Source organism: Enterococcus sp. DIV1315a (assembly GCF_051712325.1).
Lineage (GTDB): Bacteria > Bacillota > Bacilli > Lactobacillales > Enterococcaceae > Enterococcus > Enterococcus faecalis.
This window is the reverse complement of sequence record NZ_JBIOOS010000001.1, coordinates 1,574,892-1,601,267: the sequence shown is the minus strand read 5'-3', so window position 1 is coordinate 1,601,267 and position 26,376 is coordinate 1,574,892. Positions and strand designations below refer to the sequence as shown.

Sequence of the window (26,376 nt, the reverse complement as noted above, 5' to 3'; positions counted from 1 at the left end):
AGTGCTTGAAAAGCAATGCGCTCAGCAAAAATAATTATTTTAAGGGAAAACTATAGTTGTTGCTTTAGCATTCTTTTTAATCATGATAAACTGAGAGAAGTATAGTAGGTCCTGACAGAGGAGGAAACAAATGAAAATTGTGATTATTGGTGCATCATTCGCAGGTATTTCCGCAGCAATTGCTTCAAGGAAAAAATATCCCCAAGCAGAAATTTCTTTAATTGACAAACAAGCAACAGTGGGGTATTTATCTGGTGGCTTAAGTGCGTATTTTAATCATACCATCAATGAATTACACGAAGCACGTTACATAACGGAAGAGGAATTACGTCGTCAAAAGATTCAGTTGCTTTTAAATAGAGAAGTCGTGGCAATGGATGTTGAGAACCAATTGATTGCTTGGACGCAAAAGGAAGAACAACAGTGGTATTCTTATGATAAATTGATTTTAGCGACAGGCGCGAGCCAATTTTCCACGCAAATTCGTGGTAGTCAAACAGAAAAATTACTCAAATATAAATTTTTATCAGGTGCTTTAGCGGCTGTTCCATTACTGGAAAAAAGCCAGACAGTAGCTGTCATTGGTGCAGGCCCCATTGGAGTAGAAGCAATTGATTTTCTTGTGAAAATGAAGAAAACTGTCCATGTCTTTGAAAGTTTAGAAAATCTATTGCCTAAATATTTTGATAAAGAAATGGTCGCAGAAGTTCAAAAATCTTTGGAAAAACAAGCAGTAATTTTCCATTTTGAAGAAACGGTCCTAGGAATTGAAGAAACAGCAAATGGTATTGTTCTTGAAACTAGTGAACAGAAAATTTCTTGTGACAGTGGGATTTTTGCTTTAAACTTACATCCTCAATTAGCCTATTTAGATAAAAAAATTCAACGGAATCTGGATCAGACAATCGCGGTGAATGCTTATTTACAAACTTCAGTGCCGAATGTTTTTGCCATCGGTGATTGCATTTCAGTTATGAATGAACCAGTCGCGGAAACTTTTTATGCTCCGTTAGTGAACAATGCGGTACGAACTGGCTTAGTAGTCGCCAACAATTTAGAAGAAAAAACGCACCGATTCATTGGTTCTTTACGAACAATGGGAACAAAAGTGGGGGACTATTACCTTGCTAGTACAGGTCTAACCGAAACGGAAGGTTTATTTTTTCCGCAAACACTTGCTTCCGTAATTGTTAGACAGCCAGCGCCGCCTCTACAACATGGGACAGAAATTTTAGGCAAATTAATCTATGATAAAGTGACGCAACGGGTCCTTGGGGCACAGCTTTGTTCAAAAAACAATTGTTTAGAAAAAATAAATACGTTAGCATTAAGTATCCAAACAGGTCAGACACTGACAGACCTATTACAAAAAGATTATTTTTATCAACCTTCCTTAACCAATATTTATGATATTACAAATTTGATGGGTGCTTCGGCTTATTGGAGAGAGAACGATGAAAGTTGAGACGTTATTAGAAAAGAAAGCGATGCGACAATTATTAACGGTGCAACAAACCATCTTAGCAGGCGGCACCTGCTCAGTCTCTGATTTAACAGCATTCTTAGCGGTCACAAAAGCTTCCTTTGAAAAAGACTTAGAGGATTTACATTATTTTTTGAAACCTTTTGGACAGGATTGTCAGCTTACTTATGATGGCCAACAGCTATCAATCACCTTATCGGATTTTTTTTCGTTGAATCATTTAATTGAAGCATTTGTAAAAGAGTCTCTTAAATTTCAACTTTTAGATTATTTATATCGTAATAAAGAGTTTTCTATTGCTCAATTAACGACTAAATTTATGATTAGTGAGTCTTCTTTATTTCGAAAGATTAAGGAACTCAATCAATTGTTAGCCGCCTTTGATTTGCAAATAAAAAATGGACAACTACAGGGCGAAGAATTGCAGATTCGTTACTTTTACTTTCAGTTGTATTGGTATATTACTCCCTATGAAACACACCAGAAAAAAACGATGTCCCCGTTAAATAAACGGATAATTGAAGGGATTGAGACTGGCTTAGGTTTTACTTTTAATGAACATAATGCGTTAAAAGTTAGCCTTTGGTTGAGTATTACGAAAAAGCGCCTAGCGGTCACTTCAAAAAAATATCAACAATTGAGAAAGAAAATGATTGATTTTAAAGAAGATCCGTTATTTAAGCAAGTTCGACAATTGTTTTTCCGTTTTTCTAGTCGCTATTCATTAGAATTAGACGAAGGAGAAAGCATGATTCATTTTGTTTTTCTAATCACAATGTCGGTCATACCAGAATCAGCTTTTGATGAATATTCCTTAATTCGGGGACGTCGTTCCGCTGTTTCTTTAGCTGATACGTTTATCTTGGAAAATGTGGTCTTGTATTATCGGCCCCATAAATTTGAACCTACTCTTGAGAAAACCATGGCTTACTATTTTTCACAAATTCATGGAAAACTGTATTTTTTTAAAGGAGAATTGGAAGTCTTTGATCGGGCCCATATCTGGGAAAAAGAACAGCAATTATCTAGTCGGGAATTAGCTTCTTTTTCAACAACGTTATTAGAAAAAGCTTTAGCTTGTTTTGATGAAACGTATCAACCAGGAGATAGTTTGCATGAACTTTCTCTGGTCAAATATTTAAGCGTGTTGGCATTAATTGAATTTAAAATGATTGGTGAAATAAAAATTGGAATTCATTTAGCAATGGATGCTCTTTATCAAGCGGCGTTAACACAAGTATTAATGCTTAGTCTTAAAAATATGAATGGCACGCTGGTGGAGAGGTATCAGCCTGAACAAACATATGATTTAATTGTGACCAATTATCAGCAAACGAGCTATCAAGGAACACCGGAAGTCTATGTTTTGTCAGAATTAAGTTCGACCTATGATGTGCAACAATTAAAAAAGAAAATACGCACCTTGCGGGAGAAATAAACAAAAGGTTGGTGTGACGGAAATTGTCTGATCCTCGCACCTGCCTTTTTACAACTAAAAGTCGAAAATTAGGCTTTTTTAAACAAAAATGTTTCTTTTTATTGAAAAATTAGAGATAATAAAAGTATTATTGAAAGCGTTGTCTTTGTTGGTTTTAGTAGAAATCCTTTCAATTTTTTTAAAATAAAAAAAGTTTTTGACATGTTTAGTTAGTCTTTTGTTTGTAAGATAGGGACATAAAGAAAACGATTTCAAAAACGTTTAGGAGGAATTATCATGGCAGAAGAAAAATACATTATGGCGATTGATCAAGGAACGACTAGTTCTCGTGCAATTATTTTTGATAAAAAAGGAAACAAAATTGGTAGTTCACAAAAGGAATTTACTCAATATTTTCCTAATGCAGGCTGGGTGGAACATAATGCCAATGAAATTTGGAATTCTGTTCAATCCGTTATTGCAGGTTCTCTAATTGAGTCAGGAGTGAAACCAACGGATATTGCCGGAATTGGGATTACAAACCAACGGGAAACAACCGTTGTTTGGGACAAAGCAACTGGGTTACCCATTTATAACGCAATTGTTTGGCAATCACGCCAAACGACACCTATTGCTGATCAACTAAAAGAAGATGGCTACAGCGAAATGATTCATGAAAAAACTGGGTTAATCATTGATGCTTATTTCTCAGCAACGAAGGTTCGTTGGATCTTAGATCACGTAGAAGGTGCGCAAGAACGTGCAGAAAATGGAGAATTGATGTTTGGAACAATTGACACTTGGCTCGTTTGGAAATTAACGGGAGATACTCATGTCACTGATTATTCAAATGCAAGCCGGACGATGTTGTTTAATATCCATGATTTAGATTGGGATCAAGAAATTTTGGATCTTTTAAATATCCCACGAGTGATGTTACCGAAAGTCGTTTCGAACTCTGAAGTGTATGGATTAACAAAAAATTACCATTTTTACGGAAGTGAAGTTCCTATCGCTGGGATGGCTGGTGACCAACAAGCCGCTTTATTTGGTCAAATGGCCTTTGAACCTGGGATGGTTAAAAATACCTATGGAACAGGCTCATTTATTGTCATGAACACTGGCGAAGAACCTCAACTTTCTAAAAATAATCTGCTTACCACTATTGGCTATGGCATTAACGGCAAAGTATATTATGCCTTGGAAGGAAGTATCTTCGTGGCTGGTTCAGCGATTCAATGGTTACGAGATGGCTTAAAAATGTTGCAAACGGCTGCTGAATCTGAAGCAGTAGCCAAAGCGTCAACAGGGCACAATGAAGTTTATGTGGTTCCGGCATTCACTGGTTTGGGCGCACCATATTGGGATTCACAAGCGCGTGGGGCTGTCTTTGGATTAACACGCGGTACCACGAGAGAAGATTTTGTCAAAGCGACACTTCAAGCAGTTGCGTATCAAGTTCGTGACATTATTGACACGATGAAAGAAGATACAGGCATAGACATTCCTGTCTTAAAAGTAGACGGTGGAGCAGCAAACAATGATTTCTTGATGCAATTCCAAGCAGATATTTTAAACACTGCTGTTCAAAGAGCCCATAACTTAGAAACAACGGCCTTAGGCGCAGCTTTCTTGGCGGGCTTAGCGGTTGGCTTCTGGAAAGACTTAGAAGAAATCAAAGCATTCCAAGAAGAAGGACAACAATTTGAACCAATTATGGCGGAAGAAGAACGAGAAGATTTATATGAAGGTTGGCAACAAGCAGTAGCAGCTACCCAACAATTCAAACGTAAAAATAAGTAAATGGAAAAGGGGAATTTTCTATGACTTTCTCAATAGAAACACGCCGACAATCAATCGACGCTTTAAAAACACAACACTTAGATGTCTTAATTATTGGTGGTGGCATTACTGGCGCAGGCGTTGCCCTGCAAGCCAGTGCCGCTAAAATGAAGACAGGGTTAATTGAAATGCAGGATTTCGCAGAGGGCACCTCTTCACGATCAACCAAATTAGTTCATGGTGGTATCCGCTATTTGAAAACGTTTGACGTGGAGGTGGTGGCAGATACAGTGAAAGAACGAGCCGTCGTTCAATCCATTGCGCCACACATCCCTAAAGCGGATCCCATGTTATTGCCGATTTATGATGAGCCAAATGCAACATTTAATCTATTTTCTGTCAAAATAGCAATGGATTTATATGATCAGTTAGCTGATGTAACAGGTACCAAGTACGCCAACTATCTGTTGACAAAAGACGAGGTTTTGGCACGTGAGCCACAACTAAAAAGTGAAGGTCTACAAGGTGGCGGTGTTTATTTAGATTACCGAAATAATGATGCTCGTTTAGTTATTGAAAATATTAAACAAGCAGTAGCTGACGGGGCACATGCTGTGAGTCGGGTTCAAGCGGTGGGCTTTTTATACAATGATGAAGGTAAAATTACTGGCATTCAAGCAAAGGACCTACTAACTGACGAACAGTTTGAGATTCACGCAGATGTTGTGATTAATACTACTGGTCCTTGGTCAGATAAATTAAGAGGCTTAGACAAAAATGATTCATTTACACCACAAATGCGTCCAACCAAAGGGGTTCATTTAGTTGTCGACAAAAGCCGTTTAAATGTTCCTCAACCAACGTATTTTGATACAGGTAAACAAGATGGCCGCATGGTCTTCGTTGTTCCAAGAGAAGAAAAAACATATTTTGGGACGACGGATACAGATTACCATGGAGACTTTCAACATCCAACAGTAGAACAAAGTGATGTGGATTACCTATTGGAAGTAGTCAATAATCGTTATCCAGAGGTACAATTGACAATTGATGATATTGAAGCCAGCTGGGCTGGCTTACGACCTTTAATTTCTGCTAACGGTGGCTCAGATTATAACGGGGGAAACAATGGCAAACTTTCAGATAAAAGTATTGATGAAGTCATTGATGTAGTTGACAGATACCAAAAAAATCAAACAGATAAACGAGAAATTGAAGAAGTCCTAAACCATCTAGAAGACAGTTTGGTGGAAAATAAAGTCAATCCTTCAGCTGTCTCTCGAGGCAGCTCATTGGAAAGATCAGCGGATGGCTTGCTCACTTTGGCTGGTGGGAAATTAACAGATTATCGTAAAATGGCAGAAGGTGCGATGAAAATGATTCAAACCATCTTAGCAGAAGAATACCAGAAAGAATTCACCTTAATTGATTCTAAAAACTATCCAGTTTCAGGCGGGAAATTGAACCCTGCAACGGTAGACGAAGAATTAGAAGCGTTGGCAAAACATGGCGTATCTAAAGGGTTAAGTGAAAAGGATGCACTATACTTAGCTCATTTATATGGCTCCAACGTACCAACTGTTTTTGAAATGATTGATGATGCCAAAGTAATTCCTGGTTTAACCTTAACAGAAACTGTCTCTTTAAACTATGCGATGGAAGAAGAAATGGCTTTAACACCCGTCGACTTTTTATTGCGACGGACCAACCACTTATTATTTATGCGTGATCGTTTGGACCAAGTGAAAGCGGGAGTCATTGAAGAAATGGCACAGCATTATCAATGGACAGCGGAAGAAAGAGCACGACACATTGAAACATTAGAAAAAGTAATTGAAGAATCAGATTTAAAAAATTTGAAAGTAGGGTGAAGAAAAAATGGGAACTTCGATGATGACACAATTATTCGGTGAATTTTTCGGAACGATGATTTTAGTTTTACTAGGGGATGGCGTCTGTGCCGCAGTTAACTTGAAGAAAAGCAAAGCCTTTGCTTCTGGTTGGGTCGTTATTGCTTTAGGTTGGGGCGCTGCTGTTACATTAGCTGTTTACATGTCTGGGTATATGAGTCCAGCGCATTTAAATCCTGCTGTAACAGTTGCGATGGCAATTACTGGAAACTTTGAATGGGGCATGGTTTTACCTTATATCGTAGCTCAAGTCCTAGGCGGTTTTATTGGTGGTTTAGTTGTCTGGTTAGCTTATTTACCCCATTGGAACATTACAGAAGACAAAGGTGCTATTTTAGGAACCTTCGCCACTGGTCCAGCTGTCCGTAACTATCCAGCCAATGTTTTAACAGAAATTATCGGCACATTTGTCTTGGTTTTTGGTTTACTAGCCTTTTCTCAAAACGACTTAGCGGCTGGCATTAACCCAATGCTTGTTGGGATTTTGGTCTTAGGACTAGGTCTATCATTAGGCGGACCTACAGGTTATGCAATTAACCCTGCACGTGATTTAGGACCTCGTTTAGCGCACCAAATTATTCCTGTGAAAACAAAAGGTGATTCTGATTGGGCTTATTCTTGGGTGCCAATTGTGGGACCTATCTTAGGTGCTTCATTAGCTGCAGTAATTTATTTATTCACTATTTAATAAAATGAAATGTAAATAGTTGTTTTAGACAATAAAAAACGCTTGTGAGAAGTAATCAATTCTTGCAAGTGTTTTTTGCTACATATTAAACCAAAAAAGATTTCGTTAGACATTTAGACAATTTGTCTAAATGCGGAACGGAACAATTTTCCTATATGATACAATAAAAGTGCACAAGTAAGTGGGGGAGTAACATTTCATACTTATTTGTCAATTTTAATCTGGACAATGTGTTCAGTAATATATACTAATTTAAAAAGGAGTACATGATTTGAATGGGATAATGGTTTTGTTAGTGGGGACTGGGTACATTGGTTGGGTTATTTATAGAAATGGTCGTACGTATTTCCGTTATAAAAAAAATCTAAAAAAATATCAAACGACGCACCATCTAACGGACAGTGACCTAGAGATGTACCAAAGAATTATGGACGAATTAAAAAAACAAATTATTTATTTAAACGAACTAACGAATAAGTCACGAAATTTAAAAAAAATTGAACAAGTAGAACTGGGTGTTGCTTCCGCTAAGGGCATCTTTAAACACTTAGTGAAGTATCCTGAAGCAATTACTCATTTTAGTGATTTTTTATATCATAAGGTACCAGAGATTTTACGAGCATCAGAACGGTTTTTAAGCATTAAAGAAGATAAATTGTCAACAGAAGAAATAACACTTGCAACCAATGGTATCTTAAGTACCATAAGAGTGTTGTCGGAAAGTATCACAGATGATTACGAAAAATTAGTCTCCGAAGCATCTGAGGAAATTGCCTTATCAAAAAAATTAGTGGAGAGAAAAAATGGCTAAACAAAAGAATTTTTATGATACATATGATGCGCTTTTTCAAAAGCCAAAATGGTCGTTTTTTCCTGTCACAAGAACAGACACAGTAAAGCAACTTCCTAACCCCAATAAAAAAGTGGTAAAACCACAGACGAAAAAAAAGAAAAAACAAAAAAAGAACAAAAAAATTATTTGGATAGGCATTGCTGTAGCAATTGGCTTTATAGTATATATTGATCTTGCGGAGAAAGATGATTATTGGGATTACTCCGCTTCATCAGAAGATGTTTATCCTTTAAAAGAAGCTGGACTTACCACAACTGGACCTGTTGATTTAGAAAAACCACTAAAAGTCACAATAGAAGAAAATAAACTTTTATTTAATCAAGGCTACCAAATAGAAATTATCGGCGATGCCGATATTGAAACCAGTGGCGGAAAGAACTTTTTAATTTTACCTTCTACAGAGGAGTATCCAGATACAAAATATCTAGGCAATATCAGTTTTTATGAAAAAAGAGACTATTATACATCGGCAGGTATGTACCTTTCTGGCAATCTTATCAACAGTCTTTCTGATTATTTAGATACAAGTAAAGAGTTTATCAAAGCATATCCAATTGATAAAATTGCTGATGTACAAACCGGCTATATTTTAAAACGGAATCAAGGATATACAGACATCTCAAAATATTATCTCTTTAAAGATGGAACAGGATTTGAATTAGAAGTCTCTGTTGACCAATTGGAAAAGGTCAAAGATTCCAAAGACTATTCTTCTTTTGTAAAAACATACGCAAAAGAAGTCGCTTTTATAGAAAAAAGTTTTAAATTTGAGTCTACTGATGAGGAATCTCGATAGAGAAAATAGTTTTCAGCTTCAAGTAGCGCCTAGCAATACCTTTGTTGAAAAAATGTAAGAGCCTGAGACAAAAAACACTTTGGATCTTCGTCTCAGGCTTAAAAACTGATCAGCGGTGGAAGCGTAGCACTTTAAGGACTGAAGTACGTTACTAGATTGTCTTTGAAGGTAACATAGAAAAGAACAGCAATATACAAGCGACCTACAAACTATTTTCTGTCAGACTAAAACTGGCAGAAGTGGTTTGTAGGTTGCTTGTTTTCATTATGGCTGGTGAGACAGGTTGGCGCTTGATGTTTGTTTTAATATTGCAAATCAAAAATGGCGATACTTATTTTACTGAAAATTAGTTCCCAATCTTCTCGGGTTAATTCTTCTTCTAAAATGTAAATTCGGTCTATTTCTTTTGGTAAATCAAATAAGGGATAGTCAGTAATCACAATATCACAACTAGAAAAATCGGTTCGTTCAAAAATAATATCCTCACTAAATGCTTGCTTGATTTTCATCATAATAAAGCTAGCAATGTAAAAATCGCGAGAATATGCAACACCAATTTTAATTTTTTTGCGGGGACTATAGTGCTTATAAATTCGTAACAACAATTCACATGTCCAAATTGGGTTCTCCTGATCCTTAAATCTTAACTGATAAGGGGAATGCGCTGAAAAGTTTTGATAAAAAGCATAAATTTCTTTCTGTAAATCTTTTTGATAAGTACTATTTTTATTGACTAAAAAATCTAGAATTGCGGTATTTGGTTGCTGTGAAATAAATAATTGGTTATAGATAATATTTTTAAATAAAATAAGTAAGAAGTAATGACGATCAAATTCACGCATTTTTGGAATTTGAAAAACTTCGCAAAAATTGGTTAATAAAGAATCAACGTAGAAATATTCTGGGCAAGAAATTTCATTTAGAGCAGCCAGTAAATCTTTGGCTCGTTTTGCTGAATCAAAATTATCAATAGCAATGGGTGCAATGATATCTACAACCCACTGTTGATCTTCTGAAAAATTTGATTGGGAACAAAAAATAGTTTGTTTTGAGTCTGAGAAAAGCCTTAAATAAGGATGTTCTTCAAATTCTTTTTGGAGATCATCTTCACAAGTATATGGAAAGCGATATTTTGCGATGTGTAAAAGTAAATTTAATTTTAGTAGAGAAGCGTGTTCCAAGCGTTCAAGAATTTCTGGTTTAATATGTTGCGTCAGTATATCTTCAAAATAAGTAGAGGTATAACGTGGTAAGGCTAAGGTATTTAAAAAGATGGTCCAGTAGACATCAAGAAAAGCATATAGGACTTGAAATTCAGAACCTGTAATCACTTTACTCGCGGAGGGGGAAAAATGGACGGAAATTCCATACAAACCAAATAGTTTATTAATGTTATTTAACCGTTTGTAAATGTAAGATGAGCTAAAATTAGTTTCTTGACTCACTTTCCAGACAGAATTGTTTTCTTTTTTGATAATTGCTTGAAAAAGAATGAAGTCAGTAGAATGGACACAGTAATAATTAAATAATAAAAAATAGTGGGAAAGAAAATCATTGGAAGTCGTATGTAATGAAATTTTTCCGTGATGGATCTGAATCTCTAAGGTATTTTCAGGAAGGGTTGCTAAGTCTTCTTGAATTTCACGAAGATAAATTGATAAATTTTTAGTAGAAAGATCGAATTTTCGGGCAACACTAGATAAATCAAGGTTCGTTTGTTTTGCTAAGTATAAAAAGACAGCCAATTTTTTTTGTGTTTTCTTTGAAAGTAAAAATGTTTTTATGGCATCTTGTGTTTTGATGAGACTCACTCCTTAGTAATAACTTCTCTTTTATTATAATAGTTCACCTAATAAATTGTAATAAAAAAGAACAATTCTCATTGGTTTATGAGAAAATAACAAGATATTCAGCAGGAAAACACCTGTGTCAGTCGACACAGGTGTTACGATGAGCAAAAAGAGTGGGTTCTTTTTTTATCAAATAATTTTCCAAAGTGACATGATCAACTAAAGAATCAATCACCCCTTCTTTAGAAACTGAAAATCCTGCAGCCTGAATTGCTATTTGAATGGCTGCTTCAGTCGGATAACCTTTCGAAAGATAGGAGGCGAGCGCGCTGATAAAGCTGTCACTGGCACCAGTACTATCCACAGCTATATTTTCTGTTGCAGGGAAATAGTGGCATACTTGGGGTGTTTTTAATAACACGCCTTTTTTTCCTAAAGTAACAATGACATTTTTTACGCCCATTTCTAAGAAGTACGCCGCTTTCTCTTCTAATGTACCAGTATCTGGTTGAAGTTCCAATAATTCATCTTCATTGGGAATGAAAAAATCAACCTTTTCTAGTATATTCACTGGAATATGATGAATAGCAGCTGGTTTTAAAATAATCGGTACGCCTGAATGTTGGGCGATTTCACAAGCTTTCTCTACAGCAGACAAAGGAATTTCTGTTTGAATGAGACAAAAACTGGCATCCATAAATAGGTGTTTTTGCTGTGCGATTTTTTTAGGCGTAAGCGCTGTGTTTGCACCAGGTAAGATTGAAATCATGGAGTCGCCGCTTGTCTCAACATAAATATAAGCTTGACCAGTCTCAGTATCTTGAATACGTGTGATACCATCTGTCGTAACGTGGTATTTTTCTAATTCTTTATATAAGTAATTCGCATCTGTGTCTGAGCCTAAACAACCAATTAAGGTGGCCTGATGGCCCAGTTTGGTTAAGCCAACAGCTTGATTTAATCCTTTTCCGCCGGGGAATTTAGCATAGCTAGACAAAAAATTTGTTTTGCCGTTATGTGGTAAATTTGTTGAATACAGATAATTATCAACGTTTAAACTACCCACTACAATCATTTTGCTATGTGGATTAACACTAGACATGCCTAATGTATTTTTGTGATCTAGCACCAATTTTTCAGCCTCATTAATCAAGGCTGTTTTTTCTTTGCGTTTGTTAAGCAATAATAAGGCTAACTGGCTGCCAAACGTCTCTGTATCTAATAAAACGGAAGAAATATGATCAGGTAAAAATGAACGATCAATTTTTCGCTTAATTGCGAGTAAAGAGTAATTATCAGGGGTTCGCAAACCGCTCTGCTTTAAAAGCTGTTCCAAAAAAACAGCCTGGGTATAGTCATCAGTAAGGATACCCGTAATCCCATCTGTGATAAGCTGATTACTGAAATCAGCAGGGATAGTAGTTAAAATATTTTCTTTACTAAAGGGTAAATTGACATCAAATAAGGCTTTTTTATAGCCTGCAATAATTGCTTCTTTATATTTTTGGTTAGTGACGAAATAACTAATTTTTTTATGGTTATTCTGTAATAATTCTCGGGTTAAAACATAACTAGCTTCTTCATAAAGCCTCGCTAGAGAAGGCAATTCGTTAGTTGAGTGATTGACGAAATAGTAAGGAATCGTTAATTCTTCTATAAATTTCGCGTATTGTTTACTGTTTTCATTGATTGGGTCCCAAATAATGCCACTGGCTTGTTTTAAAGTTGGCGAGGTAATATTTTTCAGTTCTTGTTCTAAACTACCGTGACTATTTAAAATCAAGCAGTTATAGCCATTTTCTTGAGCTTTATCAATAAAGCTCGTAACCCAAGCCTCAAAAGTTTCATGGCTATTTAATAATAACACGAAGGTTTTTGTAGTACTATTTGTGACGAGATTTGCTGAGTAAGGTGTGTAGTTGTAATCTCGAACGATTTTTAAGACACGCTCACGGGTTTCTTTACTAATAGTTTGATCTTTATTATTTATAATTTTGGATACAGTTGAAGCGGAAACGCCAGCTAATTTTGCAATATCTTTAATATTCATCATTTTCGTCCTTTCACTGAACTCTTTTTTATAGTAAGCATTCTAAAAGCAGAAAGTCAAGAAAAAGCCTAATTATTTATTATTTAGAAATTCTGCTTGACTTTTAATGAAAGCGCTGTTAATCTCAAATTAAGAAAACGTTTCCGGAAATGTTTTTCCTAAATGTGAATGGAGGAAGAAAAATGGATACAAAGAAAAGACCGATCATTATTGATACGGACCCAGGAATTGATGATGCTGTAGCTTTAGCGATTGCACTGAATCATCCTAACCTAGAAGTTCGCTTAATAACGACGGTTGCAGGGAATGTAGATGTAGAAAAAACAACAAATAATGCCTTGAAACTTGTCGATTTTTTTGGGAAAAAGGTTCCTGTAGCCAAGGGGTGTAATTGTCCGTTACTTATTCAATTGGAAGATTCTGCTGAGATTCATGGGGAGACTGGCATGGATGGCTTTGAGTTTCCGCAACCTATCTCTACGTGTTTAGATATTCATGCAGTGGAAGCTATGCGAAAAGAAATTCTGTCTAGTGATGTTCCTTTGACCATTGTTCCAATTGCTGCATTAACGAATATTGCTTTGTTACTGACCCTCTATCCAGAAGTCAAAGAAAATATTGCAGAAATCGTCATGATGGGTGGCTCATTAGCAAGGGGAAATACAAATACAAGTGCCGAATTTAATACGTATGTCGATCCACACGCTGCACAAATTGTTTTCCAATCAGGTGTCCCGCTAACAATGGTAGGATTAGATGTTACAAGTCAAGCTGTGTTAACGAATCATGAAGTAACAGCCATCAGAGCGCTTGGCAGAGTGGGGGAAATGTTTTATGGTCTTTTCCGTCATTATAGAGGCGGCAGTCTAACTACAGGTTTGAAAATGCATGATGTCTGTGCGATTGCCTATTTAACTTCACCAGAATTATTTGAGACAACTGAAACGTTCATTGAAGTTGCTTTGGAAGGTCCAGCTGCGGGAGCTACTGTTGCGGACTTAAAAATGAAGTATCATAAAAACGTGAATGCCGTTGCCTGTATAGATGTAAATGTTGAAGCTTTTCAAAAATGGGTTGTCGAAAAAATGAAAGCGGTTAATTAACTGAAGGAGGATAAGTATGATTGAAAGTTTATTGGTATTGGTCGTTTTAGTTGTTGTAGCCTATTTGATTGTAAAAAATTATCATCCCGCACTCAGTTTAATTATTGGTGCGCTTGTTCTACTTGCATGTGCATGGATGTTAGGACATCCCATTTATCCTGCAGGAGAAGGAACCGGTTTTGGATTATTTGATATTTTCTTGAAGTTTAAAGATACAATTATTGCACAAGTGAGTTCAGCAGGAATTGTAATTATGATTCTTTTTGGTTATTCAGGCTATATGAATGCAATCGGGGCCAATCAGATGGCTGTCAACTTTTTGGTGAAACCATTAATGAAGATTAAACGTAAATCGTTATTTGTCCCTGTGGTCTTTTTAATTGGAAATTTAATGTCACTAGTAGTTCCTAGTGCATCAAGCTTAGCGATTATTTTAATGTCTATATTATATCCGATGCTAGCCAGCATGGGGATTTCATCATTAACTGCTGCAGGTGTGATTGCAATGACGGCAACTATCATGCCAACACCTTTAGGCGCGGATAACGTAATCGCCGCAAATACCCTTGGTTATGATGTGTTAAATTATGTTGTATGGAATGCCAAAATTTCGCTGCCATCGTTATTAATCATTGCGGTTGCACAGTACTTCTGGCAAAAATACTGCGATAAAAAAGAAGGTGAGGCTGCCTATGTTTCATTAAATGAAGAGGGCTTAAGCAAACAAAAAGAATTTGATGTTCCTAAATTTTATGCAATATTGCCAATATTACCGCTATTATTAATTGTTGGAGTGGGAATCGCAGGAATGTTTATTAAAGGAATAACGATGGATATTTTTGTTCTTACATTTATTTCTTTCTTCATTGCTGTATTGGTTGAGACGCTTCGCTTGAAATCTTTTAAAAAGGTTCAAGATACGGCTGTCGAGATGTTTAAAGGAATGGGGCAAGGGTTTAGTCAAGTTGTGATGCTTGTCGTAGGCGGTTCATTATTCACGTCTGCGATTCAAACGTTAGGAATTATTGATAGTATTATGGCATCTGTCGAAGCGTCAAGTTCAGCAGGAATCGTTACGACCTTAATTTTCAGCGGTGCAACGACCCTTTTTGGAATTTTAAGCGGTGGTGGTCTGGCAATGTTTTATGCGGTTATCGAACTAATCCCTGGGATTGCCGAAAAAGCTGGGATTGATGGTATTTTAATTTCCTTGCCAATGCAGATGATCGCGAATTTAACTAGAACGATTTCTCCTGTAGCAGCAGTTGTCATGATTGTCGCATCAACAGTAGGAGTTAGTCCCATCAGAATTTTAAAACGGACGAGTGTACCGACCATCATTGGCATTATTAGTGTGATTATCTTGTCGATTCTATTGTTACCTTATTAAGAGAATAAACAATGAAAATTAGAGTGGCTGATGAGAAAGAGTTACCGATGATTCTTCAATTTTTAACAGAAGTAAAGGCATACATGGATGTTGTGGGCATTACACAGTGGACAAAGGACTATCCTTCTCAAGGAGATATCCAAGAAGACATTACAAAAAAACGATTGTATTTGCTAGTGCACGAAGAAATGATTTTTTCAATGGCAACGTTATGTATGGAGCAGGAACAAGACTTTGTTTGGTTAAAGCGCTTTGCAACTTCGCCTAATTATATTGCCAAGGGTTATGGCAGTTTGTTGTTCCATGAATTGGAGAAACGAGCAGTCTGGGAAGGAAGACGTAAAATGTATGCTCAAACTAATCATACAAACCATAGAATGATTCGATTTTTCGAAAGTAAAGGGTTCACAAAAATTCATGAATCTTTACAAATGAATCGCTTAGACTTTGGCTCTTTTTATTTATACGTTAAAGAATTGGAGAACTAATCCATCGTTTAAAATAAGAAAACAGGGAGCGTGGGACAAAAATCACTTTGGATTTTTGCTCCACGCTCAAAAACTGATAAACGGCGGGAACAGAAGCAACTCCTTCGGAAATAAGCCGAAATTCTCCAAAAATTAAAGAACAATTTTCGGAAATTCCTTCTTATTTCTCGGAGTTAAACGTTTCTGTCCCGACCTCCTGTTATTTTCCAAGGAAATAGTCAACTTAATTATACAAATAAAACACAAACACATTCGGGAACGGCAACATCTTTTTGAATCATTTCTAATAAGCCAGTTTCTTGGTTCCGACGATAAAGTGTTAAGTTATCAGAGTCTTGATTAGCGACAACAACGAAATCTTCAGAAGAATCTAAATCGAAATCTCTTGGAATATCGCCTTCTGTTGAAATTAATTGAATTCGTTCAATCGCTTCGCCGTTTTCTGAAACAGCATAGACAGCAATCGAGTTATGGCCACGGTTTGAAGCATAAAGGAAACGGCCATCAGAAGAAATACGAATCGCAGCACCACCATTAAACGCATCATAATCAGCAGGTAAAGTAGAAACTTTTTGTAATTCAGTGAAAGAACCATCTGTTTCATCATATGAAAGAACTGAAACAGTGCTATCTAATTCACCAAATAAATAAGCCAATGATTTTGTTGGGTGGAACACTAAATGACGTGGACCAGTCCCTGGCTCAGTCACGAATTGAGCGATTTCAGAAAGCTTTCCATCTAAGCTAACATTATACGTATACACACGATCGGTTCCTAGATCACAGACGACTAAGCGTTGATCAGGCGTCAAATCTGTGTAATGAACATGGGCATTGTTTTGGTTTTCATGAGGACCAGTTGGCTCTGTATGAATCACTTTGTCAGCATCTTCCAAAGAACCATCTTCTAAGATACGATACACGTGAACGATACCTTGGTGATAATTTGCTGCATAGACAAGTTGTCGGTTTTCGTCAACAGCTACATAACATGGCGGCGCACCTTCCTCAGTTACTTTATTCAATAAGTTAAAATGGTCCATTTCTGGTTGATAAGCGGCAGTGCCACCTTCACCGTCAACACTAGTGACGCTAAAAAGTTCGCCCTTTTGACTCAGAGCAAGATAGGTAGGACTCGTTTCTTCTAACAAAAGTGTCGCTTCTGTTAAACGACCTTGTGTCGTATCTAATGCAATTTTATAAATGCCTTGGCTGGCTCTTCGAGTATAGGTACCTAGTAAAATTTGTTCTAACATCACAATTCCTCCAATTTGTTTCAACACAATCACTTTTTATGAAAGTGCTTTTATATAATGTAGTATACCATAAGAAGTCTAAGAACAATAAAACTTTCTATCTGAGATGTTCGCATTTTAAAGTGGTTTGTGCTATTATGATGAGAGACTGTGATGACAGTCATTTTTTGATTTTTAGAGGGGTGACGAACATGTACGACAATACGGATAATAACGGGACCGTTCGTTGTTCATTTTGTGGGAAAACACAAGAAGAAGTAAAAAAAATTGTTGCTGGTCCGGGTGTCTATATTTGTAATGAATGTATTGATCTATGTAAAGAGATTATTGATGAAGAATTTTATGATGAAGCAGTCCGAGAATTAACGGATGTGCCAAAACCCCAAGAAATTTTAAATGTTTTAAATGAATATGTTATTGGACAAGAACGTGCAAAACGCACACTTTCTGTTGCTGTTTACAATCACTATAAACGTGTGAATCAATCAGAAACAGCTGCAACTCAAGATGACGTTGAATTGCAAAAAAGTAACATTTGTTTAATTGGACCAACAGGTTCAGGTAAAACTTTCTTGGCTCAAACGTTAGCAAAAACATTAAATGTACCTTTTGCAATCGCTGATGCGACCAGTTTAACAGAAGCAGGTTATGTAGGGGAAGATGTTGAAAACATCCTTTTAAAATTACTACAATCTGCTGACTATAATGTTGAACGTGCGGAAAAGGGCATTATCTATATTGATGAGATTGATAAAATTGCCCGTAAGAGTGAAAATGTTTCGATTACTCGAGATGTTTCAGGTGAGGGTGTTCAACAAGCCTTACTAAAAATTCTTGAAGGAACAGTTGCAAGTGTACCACCACAAGGGGGCCGCAAACATCCACATCAAGAATTTATCCAAATTGACACAACGAATGTTCTCTTCATCGTTGGTGGAGCATTTGATGGAATTGAAACCATTGTTAAAAACCGCTTAGGCGAAAAAACTATTGGTTTTGGTAAAACTAATTCTGCTTTAAATGAAGAAGAAAGCATCATGCAACATATTATTCCGGAAGATTTATTGAAATTTGGTTTAATTCCAGAATTTATTGGACGCTTACCTGTAATGGCTGCGCTTGATAAATTAACGAATGATGATTTGGTTCGAATTTTAACAGAACCGAAGAATGCCTTGGTGAAACAATATCAAAAATTATTGTCTCTTGATGACACTAAATTAGAATTTGAACCAGAAGCATTAAAAGCCATTGCAGCCAAAGCCATTGAACGTAATACAGGCGCACGCGGACTTCGTTCAATCATTGAAGAAATTATGATGGACGTAATGTTTGATGTTCCTTCAGATGAAAGCATTGAAAAAGTTATCATTACTAAAATGGCCGCTGAAGGTACCGGTAAACCAACAATTATTTATAACAAAAAAGATAAAGAAGCTGTATAAGATTGAAGCTGAAAACAGCTCTTTCGGCGGATCTCCGAAAGAGCTGTTTTTGTTAAGCTTTTGAATGAAAGACTGAATAGAAGAACGGAGGAAAACAATGAACGTACATAATGCAGAAATCGTGATTAGTGCGGTATCCCCTAAACAATACCCTGAATCTCAGTTACCGGAGATTGCTTTAGCTGGACGTTCGAACGTTGGGAAATCATCTTTTATTAATACCTTGATTAATCGTAAAAATTTAGCAAGAACTTCAGGCAAACCTGGTAAAACGCAAACGCTAAACTTTTATTTAATTGAGGACGCCTTACACTTTGTGGATGTTCCTGGCTATGGTTATGCCAAAGTTTCTAAAACAGAACGTGCAAAGTGGGGAAAAATGATTGAAACGTATATTACGCAACGTGAGCAATTACGTGCAGTCGTTTCTTTAATTGATTTACGTCATCCGCCGACCCAAGATGATATCCAAATGTATGAATTTTTGAAATACTATGATTTGCCAGTTATTATTGTGGCAACTAAGGCAGACAAAATTCCGCGGGGCAAATGGAACAAACACGAGAGTGTCATCAAAAAAGCCTTGAATTTTGATAAACAAGATGACTTTATTATTTTCTCTTCTGAAACAAAAGAAGGAAAAGAAGCAGCTTGGACAGCAATTGAAAAATTTCTATAGAAAAAAACAAGCAAAATTACTCTTTTGCTTGTTTTTTTGCTTCTTCTTTTTTTACTTCTTGTCGTTGTTTTGCCAGTTCTTCAAGAGGTACTTCTTTCTTTAATGGATCAACGGCGAAAGAATCGAAGAGTTTATCTAAGTCATTGGAACGTTCAAATTTTAATCCCATTTACTAAGCCTCCATTCCTTTTTTTATAGTGTAGCACGTTTTTTTTCATTTGGATAGCAACAGAAATGTAAGAATTCGTCATAGGTGCACCTGGTGTAATTTCTCGTAACTAAGACTTGCCAAACATGAAAAAACAAGCTATTCTTTAGTAAGAATTAGTTAGAAAGAAGGCACTTTATGAAAAATCCGTTAATCGGCGGTGTTCGTTTTTATCAACGATTTATTTCTCCAGGATTGCCTGCACGTTGTCGCTATTACCCAACGTGTTCACAATATATGATTGATGCAATTCATACACATGGAAGTGTCAAAGGAACAACGATGGGGGTAGCACGGATTTTACGATGTCATCCTTTTGTTAAAGGCGGCATTGACTATGTTCCGTTGAAATTTCGCTTGACGAAAAATCCTGATAAGACCTATCATGGACCGTATACGTATCGAAGAAATAAGAAAACAGAAGTAGAAAAGGATGGATAAATATGGCAATTTTAGCATTTGATCTTGGCGGTTCTTCCGTGAAATACGGCGTTTGGACAGGCAAAGAATTAACAAATCAAGGGAGCTTTCCAACACCTGGCTCTTGGGAAGAAATGAAAGCGCATTTATATTCGGTTTATGCAGACAAAAGAAATGAGTCGATTAGTGGTGTTGCTTTTAGTTCACCTGGAGTAGTTGACGAAAAAAGTCAACAGATTTTAGGGATTTCCGCCATTCCATATATTCATCATTTTAACATTTATGAAGAATTAGAAGCGTTGTTTGGGTTACCAGTGACTATCGAAAATGATGCGAATTGTGCTGGTTTAGCTGAGATATATGAAGGCGCGGCGAAAGGGAAAAAAGAAGTGCTTTTTGTCGTTATTGGGACAGGAATTGGCGGAGCGATTTTTCGCAATGGCGAATTGTACAAAGGCGCTCATTTATATGGAGGCGAGTTTGGACTGAACTTTTTAAGTAATGGCCAAACATTCAGTGAAATTGGCACAGCTGTCAAAATGGCTCAGCGCTATTGTGAACGAATTGGAGTCGAAAAACAGGCGGTGACAGGAGAAGAAGTTTTTGAACTGGCACAACGAGGGGATGAGGTTGCTCGCGAAGAAGTCAATAATTTTTATGATTATTTAACACAAGGATTATTCGGCTTACAGTTTTCTTATGATCCTGAAATGATTGTACTTGGAGGCGGTGTTTCTGCTAAAGAAGGCTTATTAGCAGAGATTAATCGCCGGATGCTAACGCATTTACAGACCTTTGAATTAAAAGATTTTGTTCCAGAAATCGTGACCTGCCATTATCAAAATGATGCCAACTTGATTGGTGCAGCCGCCAACTTTCAAGCAAAAACGAATTGGGAACTATAAAGAAACAGCCGATTGTTATTCTCTTCAATCGGCTGTTTCTTTATTTATTTGCCTTGTCGTCAGTGTTTTCTTCTGCAGCAATCCGCGCTCGAACTTGTTGGCGTAAAGCTTCTAGTTCTTTTTCTTTCTTTTCTAATTCAGCTAAATCTTCAGAAATTTCATGGGCTTCTTCTGCTGGCTTAGGTTGTAAAAAGACGTTTAAACCAATCGCTATAAAGGTCCCAATGAATGTATCCAACACACGTTCCATTGCATATTGAAAGGAATCGCTTTGCGGAATACTTAAAGAAATCATTAAAAGTGTCGCAGTTGCAGAAATGATCCCAGCATTGTTATTAATCCCATCAGAAACAACGATGACGATAATGACTAAAAGTGGTAGTAGCAGTAATTCTACTAAGTGTTGATTAGGAAAATAATCTTGTGCTAATACATAAAGCAAAGCTAAAAAGCCACCCAATGTGTTTCCAATAATGCGCGATTTTCCAAAAGACAAACTGGTATTTAAATCTTGTCTTAATGAAAAAACAGCTGCTAAACAGGCAATCATAGGTGAGCCACGATGGAAAAATTGAAATAAAAGAATACACAGCATGACAGCAATTGCTGTTTTTAACGTTCGCATGCCTAAACGAAATCGACCCACTATCATAAATATTCGCTCCTAAATAACTTTTCTCTTTAATGATAACCGAAATAGAGGTAAAATTACTAGAGAAAAGTGAAGAATTATTATTTTTTAAGGGGAGTATGCATGAAAATTGGTTTACGAACAGTCAAGACAGCCATTAGCGCTGCATTAGCAATGATTATTGCGGAAAAACTGGGATTACTTTATGCCCCTTCGGCAGGGATTATTTCAGTTTTAAGTGTTACTAGCACGAAAAAAACATCTGTCATGACAGGAATTTATCGTTTGTTATCCTTAGCTTTAGCAACTATTTTAGCGTATATTTGTTTTACTTTTTTAGGTTTTACAGCGATTGCTTTTGGTATTTTTTTGTTATTATTTATTCCAGCAGCTGTGTATTTTCAATTATCTGATGGGATTGTTGTGAGTTCCGTTTTGGTAACTCATTATTTAGTCGAAAAAAATCTTTCTTGGGCGATTATTGGAAATGAGTTTTTATTAATGAGTATTGGTGTGGGACTAGCGTTATTAGCTAATTCTTATATGCCTGATACAGAAAAACGTTTAAGAGAAGACCAAGAAGTCATTGAAACAATGTTTCGTAAAATTTTAAGGGAAATGGCGCTACATTTAAACAACGCTGCAGGAGAGCGAAATTTGGTCATGCATTGTGCAGATTTAAAAACCTTTATTCGCACAGGCGAGACGTGGGCCAAAAATCATGCCGAGAATCAATTGCTGTCTACCAATACGTATTATTTAGAATACTTTGCGATGAGAAAAATGCAAAGTAATATTCTAAAAAACATGTTGGAATTATTAGAAGATATTACTGTTGATGCGCAACAAGTTCGTTATATTCAACAATTGTTGGAATATACGGCAGAAACATTTGCAGAGAATAATGATGGACAAGAAATTATGAATCGAATTAAGACCGTTTATGAAACCTATCGCACAAAACCATTGCCGCAAACAAGGAGTGAATTTGAAAATCGGGCGCGACTCTTTCAGTTTTTACAATTGTTTCAGTCATTCATTCAAGTCAAAGCGGACTTTGCCAAATTACAACTAGATAAATAAACAAAAAAGAAACCTTTTTAAACGGAGGTTTCTTTTTTTGTTCTCTTAAAAATTCAGGCAAGTTCTTTAGTATTCATTGAGAATGTGTTAAACTAATGAGAAAGAAAAATAAAAGGAATGACCGCAATGGATAATGCTCAAGTGAAGAGAAAACATTTCCGTTTTCCAGCATATGATGATGAACAGGGCGTAAAATTACCAACAGATAATGAACGTAACTTATTTCAAGATGATCTGATTGGTAAAGCAATGTCAGGTAGCAGAAGAACTGCAACATCTGCCGAAGATACCAGACAAAGCACACCATCCGTCCAACAACCAACAACGAATCAATCAACTACAAATAAACAAACACAACAATTAACAGCAGCACAACAAGAGCAATTAGCACGTCATCGTTCTAATTTGCCAGACTACACAAAACATGCTAGTAAAGCAACGAAAAATAAACAAGCAACGAAAAAAAATAATAGCCTTTTTGGGACGCCAAAAGGAAATGGCTGGACACAAACGTATAAAAAAAAAGAAGTCGTAGCGAAACCAAGTAGACCTGCCGCATCACCATTAGTGCAGAAAACGACACCTTCTTATTTTGTTCCTAAATATATCCCGGCTTCTGTGATTCCTGAGGAACAGGAACCTAGTTTTACTGAAGAAGAGTTGCTAAAAGCAATGAAAAAAGATCGGCGTTCATATGTCATTCTTGATGATGAACCAACGGCTTTTCAAGTGAAAGATACGGAAGAAGATCCAACGGTGCGGAAGTTTAATATTCCAACCTCAGAACCTGAGATTCCTTTAACTAGACGACAATATCAACAAATCAAACCAGACTTAGAACGTTTTGGCGAAGATGCGTTGGATTTACGTTCGCGTTCCCGTTTGAATGCCGCAAAGAAAAATGCTAAAAGTCAAACGGCTTATGGGAAAAAATTAGCTAAAGCGAATGCTCAAGTGGAGCCGGAAGCACCTGTGACAGAAGAAAAGAAAAAGGGTATCTTGGATAAACCATTAAGTGGGATGCTAGAAGATTCAAGTTCTGTATTAGAAAACAGTAAATATTTTAGTTAAGAGATGAAACTTGCATGTGGAATTGAAACATGTAAGTTTTTTATTCTGTTTTAATAGTTGATTATTTTTTTGTTTTATACGATAATGAATCTCGTATGATTGAAATTTTTTTAAAAAAGGTATGTTTTATATAGTGACAGAGAAGAGGATTATAATGGGAAATCAAGAGAACAAATTATACCATTTTGTCGGAATCAAAGGTTCTGGCATGAGCTCATTAGCGTTGGTCTTACACCAAAAAGGCTACAACGTTCAAGGATCAGACGTAGAAGAGTATTTCTTTACACAACGGGATCTTGAAAAATCAGGTGTCCCTATTTTACCATTTAATGCAGATAATATTGATAAAGACATGATTGTTATTGCTGGAAATGCTTTTCCAGATACCCATGAGGAAATCGCCCGCGCCATCGAATTAGGCGCAGAAGTAATTCGTTACCACGATTTCATTGCTCGTTTTATCGAACCGTATACAAGCATTGCTGTAACAGGGTCACACGGGAAAACAAGTACGACTGGTTTGCTAGCACATGTATTAAGTGGTATCAATCCAACTAGTTATTTAATAGGGGATGGCACTGGCCACGGCGAACCAGATGCTGATTTCTTTGCATTTGAAGCGTGTGAATATCGCCGTCATTTCTTGGCTTATTCACCAGATTATGCGATTATGACGAATATCGATTTTGATCATCCAGATTACTACAAGAGCATTGAGGACGTTTTTTCAGCGTTCCAAACAATGGCTCATCAAGTCAAAAAAGGAATTTTTGCTTATGGTGATGATAAGTATCTTCGTCAGTTAGAATCAGAAGTGCCAGTTTATTATTATGGCGTCAGCGAAGAGGATGATATCCAAGCCCGAAATATTCAACGAACAACGGAAGGCTCATCTTTTGATGTTTATCACAAGGATGATTTTGTAGGTCATTTTGTCTTACCAGCATTTGGCCATCACAATATCATGAATGCGCTAGGTGTGATTGCTGTGGCTTATTTTGAAAAACTTGATATGCAAAAAGTCGCAGAAGAAATGCTAAGTTTTAAAGGTGTAAAACGTCGTTTTAGCGAGAAAAAAGTCAGTGACATGATTATTGTTGATGATTATGCGCACCATCCAGCTGAAATTAAAGCAACGATTGATGGCGCTCGTCAAAAATATCCTGATAAAGAAATTATTGCTGTCTTCCAGCCACATACATTTACACGAACAATTGCCTTAATGGATGAATTTGCTGAAGCACTGGATTTAGCAGATGAAGTATTCTTATGTAATATTTTTGGCTCTGCGCGTGAAACACAAGGCGAGGTACGCATTGAAGATTTAGGTGAAAAAATTCAAAAAGGTGGACAAGTAATTACCGAAGATAATGTGTCGCCTTTACTAGATTTTGAAAATGCAGTGGTTGTCTTTATGGGCGCTGGCGACGTTCAGAAATTTGAACAAGCCTACGAAACATTACTAAGTAACACAACTAGAAACGTTTTATAAGAGAACATAAAAAAAATCGGGACAGGGGTATCTGGCTTCAAAAAATAAGAAGCTGCTCCTGTTCCGTTGTTTGTTTTTAGAATGCTAACATGGTAGATAAGTTGGTTTTGTTTAAACATCCTTTAAGGACTACTTTTTAGCTTGCCTTTTAAGTACATTTTGGTACAATTATCTTATCAATAACGGAGGTGTACTAATTTGAATATCGGAAAACCGAGAAAATTAGGCAAAACCATCGAAGATATCGAAGAGGGAGATTCGTTGTCCTTGACAGAGTCAATTGAAGACAAGGACTTATTACTTTACTTGGGCTTGACCAATGATGCGAATCCTTTATATATCCAACATGATTATGCCCAAAAAACAGAATATGAAAAACCAATCGTACCATCAATTATGCTGATGGGAATTATCACTAGTGCGATTTCAAAACATTTACCAGGACCAGGTTCACATGTTGTTAATTTCTCTGTGAACTTTGTGGAACCCGTTTTTCATTACGAAACATTAACTTTCCAATTAGAAGTAATCAAAGTTGACAAAATGAAAGATGTGATTACCATTTCAGTTGAGGCTGTTAATGAGCAAGAAAATCGCGTGTTAGATGCAGTGGTGATGGTTCAACCACCCCAAGTGACGATTGATGAACTAACAGAGAAAGAAGGGACTTTAACTTATGAATAATCAAGAATATATCCAAACTGGCACAGGTTTGAATAAATTTTATGCCAAAATTTACGGATTTTTAGCGTTAGGAATTGGTATTAGCGCAATCATGGCTTATGCAATGACAACTGTCTTTTCACCTGTTCTAGCTACTTTATTCCAATCAAGCTTAGCTTTTTGGATGATTTGGCTTGTTGAAATTGGCTTAGTTTTATATCTAGGCGCAAAAGCACAGAAGAATCCAACTATTGCGATTGCAGGATTTGTTGCGTATGCATTATTAAATGGTGTCACTTTATCCGTGACGTTATTAATGTATACTGGTGGAACAGTGGCCGGCGCATTTTTAAGTGCAGCAGCTACCTTTGGCGCGATGTCATTAGTAGGTGTCTTTACGAAGAAAGACCTATCAGCAGTTGGTCATGCCGCTTATAGTGCCTTAATCGGAATTATCATTGCGATGTTGCTAAATATGTTCCTTTTACACAGTAATGCTGTAGAATTCTTTATTTCCATTTTAATGGTCCTAATTTTCTCAGGGATTACTGCTTACGATAACCAACGTATACGCCAAGTCTATGCGCAAACAGGTGATCAAGCAGGTACTGGGATGGCCGTTTTCTTCGCATTACAATTATACCTTGACTTCATCAACTTATTCTTAGCTTTCTTAAGAATTTTTGGTAAAAACAACTAACATGAACGTAAAAGAGGTCGGGACAGAAGCGTTTAACTCCGAGAAATAAGAAGGAATTTCCGAAAATTGTTCT

The 26,376-nt window shown here is 36.6% G+C and carries 24 protein-coding genes; 19 read left to right on the top strand and 5 right to left on the bottom strand.

Annotation, left to right across the window (positions count from 1 at the left end):
• Positions 1–130 precede the first annotated feature (130 nt).
• The 7 genes from IGJ03_RS07705 to IGJ03_RS07675 all read left to right on the top strand — a co-directional run bounded on the left by IGJ03_RS07705 (position 131) and on the right by IGJ03_RS07675 (position 8,929).
• Positions 131–1,465, top strand: coding sequence for an FAD-dependent oxidoreductase (locus tag IGJ03_RS07705; RefSeq protein WP_375804620.1), 1,335 nt, complete (start codon positions 131–133; stop codon positions 1,463–1,465).
• Positions 1,455–2,921, top strand: a complete 1,467-nt coding sequence (locus tag IGJ03_RS07700; protein WP_438711108.1) for a helix-turn-helix domain-containing protein — start codon at positions 1,455–1,457, stop codon at positions 2,919–2,921. The genes IGJ03_RS07705 and IGJ03_RS07700 overlap by 11 nt, the downstream gene beginning before the upstream one ends.
• 276 nt (positions 2,922–3,197) lie before the next feature.
• Positions 3,198–4,703 (top strand): glycerol kinase GlpK, encoded by a 1,506-nt coding sequence (gene glpK, locus IGJ03_RS07695; RefSeq protein ID WP_002357138.1) that lies wholly within the window; start codon positions 3,198–3,200, stop codon positions 4,701–4,703.
• 20 nt (positions 4,704–4,723) lie between these two features.
• The gene (glpO, locus tag IGJ03_RS07690) at positions 4,724–6,553 is read left to right on the top strand and encodes a type 1 glycerol-3-phosphate oxidase (protein ID WP_002379559.1); all 1,830 of its coding nucleotides are present in this window, start codon (positions 4,724–4,726) and stop codon (positions 6,551–6,553) included.
• Between the two features lie 7 nt (positions 6,554–6,560).
• A complete protein-coding gene (locus IGJ03_RS07685; protein ID WP_002357140.1) occupies positions 6,561–7,280 on the top strand; it encodes an MIP/aquaporin family protein in 720 nt (239 codons plus the stop codon).
• A gap of 283 nt (positions 7,281–7,563) precedes the next feature.
• Complete coding sequence (locus tag IGJ03_RS07680) at positions 7,564–8,091, top strand: 5-bromo-4-chloroindolyl phosphate hydrolysis family protein (protein ID WP_002393600.1); 528 nt, start codon at positions 7,564–7,566, stop codon at positions 8,089–8,091.
• The gene (locus IGJ03_RS07675; RefSeq protein ID WP_010822943.1) at positions 8,084–8,929 is read left to right on the top strand and encodes a hypothetical protein; all 846 of its coding nucleotides are present in this window, start codon (positions 8,084–8,086) and stop codon (positions 8,927–8,929) included. Before IGJ03_RS07680 ends, IGJ03_RS07675 begins: the two co-directional genes overlap by 8 nt.
• A gap of 302 nt (positions 8,930–9,231) precedes the next feature.
• Here IGJ03_RS07675 and IGJ03_RS07670 read toward each other — a convergent pair whose 3' ends face one another.
• Both IGJ03_RS07670 and IGJ03_RS07665 read right to left on the bottom strand, forming a co-directional pair.
• Positions 9,232–10,740, bottom strand: a complete 1,509-nt coding sequence (locus IGJ03_RS07670) for a helix-turn-helix domain-containing protein (protein WP_375804624.1) — start codon at positions 10,738–10,740, stop codon at positions 9,232–9,234.
• A gap of 118 nt (positions 10,741–10,858) precedes the next feature.
• A complete protein-coding gene (locus IGJ03_RS07665) occupies positions 10,859–12,772 on the bottom strand; it encodes a PfkB family carbohydrate kinase (RefSeq protein ID WP_375804625.1) in 1,914 nt (637 codons plus the stop codon).
• 146 nt (positions 12,773–12,918) lie between these two features.
• Between IGJ03_RS07665 and rihC the strand changes: the two genes are divergently transcribed.
• From rihC to IGJ03_RS07650, 3 genes are read left to right on the top strand one after another with little or no spacing between them, the layout of a single operon-like run.
• A complete protein-coding gene (gene rihC / locus IGJ03_RS07660; protein WP_025189971.1) occupies positions 12,919–13,872 on the top strand; it encodes a ribonucleoside hydrolase RihC in 954 nt (317 codons plus the stop codon).
• A gap of 16 nt (positions 13,873–13,888) precedes the next feature.
• The gene (gene dcuC / locus IGJ03_RS07655) at positions 13,889–15,262 is read left to right on the top strand and encodes a C4-dicarboxylate transporter DcuC (RefSeq protein WP_174090253.1); all 1,374 of its coding nucleotides are present in this window, start codon (positions 13,889–13,891) and stop codon (positions 15,260–15,262) included.
• 11 nt (positions 15,263–15,273) lie between these two features.
• Entirely contained in the window at positions 15,274–15,750 is a 477-nt protein-coding gene (locus IGJ03_RS07650; RefSeq protein WP_002360059.1) for a GNAT family N-acetyltransferase, read from the top strand.
• Between the two features lie 227 nt (positions 15,751–15,977).
• Here IGJ03_RS07650 and IGJ03_RS07645 read toward each other — a convergent pair whose 3' ends face one another.
• The gene (locus IGJ03_RS07645) at positions 15,978–17,006 is read right to left on the bottom strand and encodes a lactonase family protein (RefSeq protein ID WP_425135867.1); all 1,029 of its coding nucleotides are present in this window, start codon (positions 17,004–17,006) and stop codon (positions 15,978–15,980) included.
• Positions 17,007–17,197: 191 nt separating this feature from the next.
• Here IGJ03_RS07645 and clpX point away from each other — a divergent pair, with 191 nt between their 5' ends.
• Together clpX and yihA are read left to right on the top strand one after the other, a co-directional pair.
• Entirely contained in the window at positions 17,198–18,451 is a 1,254-nt protein-coding gene (gene clpX / locus IGJ03_RS07640) for an ATP-dependent Clp protease ATP-binding subunit ClpX (RefSeq protein WP_002357154.1), read from the top strand.
• A 97-nt stretch (positions 18,452–18,548) separates the two neighbouring features.
• Positions 18,549–19,130: a ribosome biogenesis GTP-binding protein YihA/YsxC gene (yihA, locus tag IGJ03_RS07635; protein ID WP_002357155.1), complete on the top strand. Its 582-nt coding sequence runs from the start codon at positions 18,549–18,551 to the stop codon at positions 19,128–19,130.
• 16 nt (positions 19,131–19,146) lie between these two features.
• On the opposite strand, the gene IGJ03_RS07630 is transcribed toward yihA, so the two are convergent.
• Positions 19,147–19,299, bottom strand: a complete 153-nt coding sequence (locus IGJ03_RS07630; protein ID WP_002357156.1) for an SPJ_0845 family protein — start codon at positions 19,297–19,299, stop codon at positions 19,147–19,149.
• A gap of 177 nt (positions 19,300–19,476) precedes the next feature.
• On the opposite strand from IGJ03_RS07630, the gene yidD reads away from it, so the two are divergent.
• Positions 19,477–19,779: a membrane protein insertion efficiency factor YidD gene (gene yidD, locus IGJ03_RS07625; protein ID WP_024041453.1), complete on the top strand. Its 303-nt coding sequence runs from the start codon at positions 19,477–19,479 to the stop codon at positions 19,777–19,779.
• A 2-nt stretch (positions 19,780–19,781) separates the two neighbouring features.
• A complete protein-coding gene (locus IGJ03_RS07620; protein WP_002365792.1) occupies positions 19,782–20,663 on the top strand; it encodes an ROK family protein in 882 nt (293 codons plus the stop codon).
• A gap of 40 nt (positions 20,664–20,703) precedes the next feature.
• On the opposite strand, the gene IGJ03_RS07615 is transcribed toward IGJ03_RS07620, so the two are convergent.
• Positions 20,704–21,315 carry an FUSC family protein gene (locus tag IGJ03_RS07615; protein WP_438711106.1) on the bottom strand — a complete coding sequence of 204 codons (612 nt, stop codon included), beginning with the start codon at positions 21,313–21,315 and terminating at the stop codon, positions 20,704–20,706.
• 102 nt (positions 21,316–21,417) lie between these two features.
• On the opposite strand from IGJ03_RS07615, the gene IGJ03_RS07610 reads away from it, so the two are divergent.
• The 5 genes from IGJ03_RS07610 to IGJ03_RS07590 all read left to right on the top strand — a co-directional run bounded on the left by IGJ03_RS07610 (position 21,418) and on the right by IGJ03_RS07590 (position 26,303).
• Positions 21,418–22,377 (top strand): aromatic acid exporter family protein, encoded by a 960-nt coding sequence (locus IGJ03_RS07610; RefSeq protein WP_002360063.1) that lies wholly within the window; start codon positions 21,418–21,420, stop codon positions 22,375–22,377.
• 117 nt (positions 22,378–22,494) lie between these two features.
• Complete coding sequence (locus IGJ03_RS07605) at positions 22,495–23,448, top strand: hypothetical protein (protein WP_002360064.1); 954 nt, start codon at positions 22,495–22,497, stop codon at positions 23,446–23,448.
• A gap of 154 nt (positions 23,449–23,602) precedes the next feature.
• Positions 23,603–24,940, top strand: coding sequence for a UDP-N-acetylmuramate--L-alanine ligase (gene murC, locus IGJ03_RS07600; RefSeq protein ID WP_002357163.1), 1,338 nt, complete (start codon positions 23,603–23,605; stop codon positions 24,938–24,940).
• A gap of 198 nt (positions 24,941–25,138) precedes the next feature.
• The gene (locus IGJ03_RS07595; RefSeq protein ID WP_002357164.1) at positions 25,139–25,624 is read left to right on the top strand and encodes a MaoC/PaaZ C-terminal domain-containing protein; all 486 of its coding nucleotides are present in this window, start codon (positions 25,139–25,141) and stop codon (positions 25,622–25,624) included.
• Positions 25,617–26,303, top strand: a complete 687-nt coding sequence (locus tag IGJ03_RS07590) for a Bax inhibitor-1/YccA family protein (protein ID WP_010777778.1) — start codon at positions 25,617–25,619, stop codon at positions 26,301–26,303. Before IGJ03_RS07595 ends, IGJ03_RS07590 begins: the two co-directional genes overlap by 8 nt.
• Positions 26,304–26,376: the final 73 nt, after the last annotated feature.

Coding starts and splice junctions, on each gene's coding strand:
- IGJ03_RS07705 (WP_375804620.1), top strand. CDS start 131: ATGAAAATTGTGATTATTGGTGCATCATTCGCAGGTATTTCCGCAGCA.
- IGJ03_RS07700 (WP_438711108.1), top strand. CDS start 1,455: ATGAAAGTTGAGACGTTATTAGAAAAGAAAGCGATGCGACAATTATTA.
- glpK (WP_002357138.1), top strand. CDS start 3,198: ATGGCAGAAGAAAAATACATTATGGCGATTGATCAAGGAACGACTAGT.
- glpO (WP_002379559.1), top strand. CDS start 4,724: ATGACTTTCTCAATAGAAACACGCCGACAATCAATCGACGCTTTAAAA.
- IGJ03_RS07685 (WP_002357140.1), top strand. CDS start 6,561: ATGGGAACTTCGATGATGACACAATTATTCGGTGAATTTTTCGGAACG.
- IGJ03_RS07680 (WP_002393600.1), top strand. CDS start 7,564: ATGGTTTTGTTAGTGGGGACTGGGTACATTGGTTGGGTTATTTATAGA.
- IGJ03_RS07675 (WP_010822943.1), top strand. CDS start 8,084: ATGGCTAAACAAAAGAATTTTTATGATACATATGATGCGCTTTTTCAA.
- IGJ03_RS07665 (WP_375804625.1), bottom strand. CDS start 12,772: ATGATGAATATTAAAGATATTGCAAAATTAGCTGGCGTTTCCGCTTCA.
- rihC (WP_025189971.1), top strand. CDS start 12,919: ATGTTTTTCCTAAATGTGAATGGAGGAAGAAAAATGGATACAAAGAAA.
- dcuC (WP_174090253.1), top strand. CDS start 13,889: ATGATTGAAAGTTTATTGGTATTGGTCGTTTTAGTTGTTGTAGCCTAT.
- IGJ03_RS07650 (WP_002360059.1), top strand. CDS start 15,274: ATGAAAATTAGAGTGGCTGATGAGAAAGAGTTACCGATGATTCTTCAA.
- IGJ03_RS07645 (WP_425135867.1), bottom strand. CDS start 17,006: ATGTTAGAACAAATTTTACTAGGTACCTATACTCGAAGAGCCAGCCAA.
- clpX (WP_002357154.1), top strand. CDS start 17,198: ATGTACGACAATACGGATAATAACGGGACCGTTCGTTGTTCATTTTGT.
- yihA (WP_002357155.1), top strand. CDS start 18,549: ATGAACGTACATAATGCAGAAATCGTGATTAGTGCGGTATCCCCTAAA.
- IGJ03_RS07630 (WP_002357156.1), bottom strand. CDS start 19,299: ATGGGATTAAAATTTGAACGTTCCAATGACTTAGATAAACTCTTCGAT.
- yidD (WP_024041453.1), top strand. CDS start 19,477: ATGAAAAATCCGTTAATCGGCGGTGTTCGTTTTTATCAACGATTTATT.
- IGJ03_RS07620 (WP_002365792.1), top strand. CDS start 19,782: ATGGCAATTTTAGCATTTGATCTTGGCGGTTCTTCCGTGAAATACGGC.
- IGJ03_RS07615 (WP_438711106.1), bottom strand. CDS start 21,315: ATGATAGTGGGTCGATTTCGTTTAGGCATGCGAACGTTAAAAACAGCA.
- IGJ03_RS07610 (WP_002360063.1), top strand. CDS start 21,418: ATGAAAATTGGTTTACGAACAGTCAAGACAGCCATTAGCGCTGCATTA.
- IGJ03_RS07605 (WP_002360064.1), top strand. CDS start 22,495: ATGACCGCAATGGATAATGCTCAAGTGAAGAGAAAACATTTCCGTTTT.
- murC (WP_002357163.1), top strand. CDS start 23,603: ATGGGAAATCAAGAGAACAAATTATACCATTTTGTCGGAATCAAAGGT.
- IGJ03_RS07590 (WP_010777778.1), top strand. CDS start 25,617: ATGAATAATCAAGAATATATCCAAACTGGCACAGGTTTGAATAAATTT.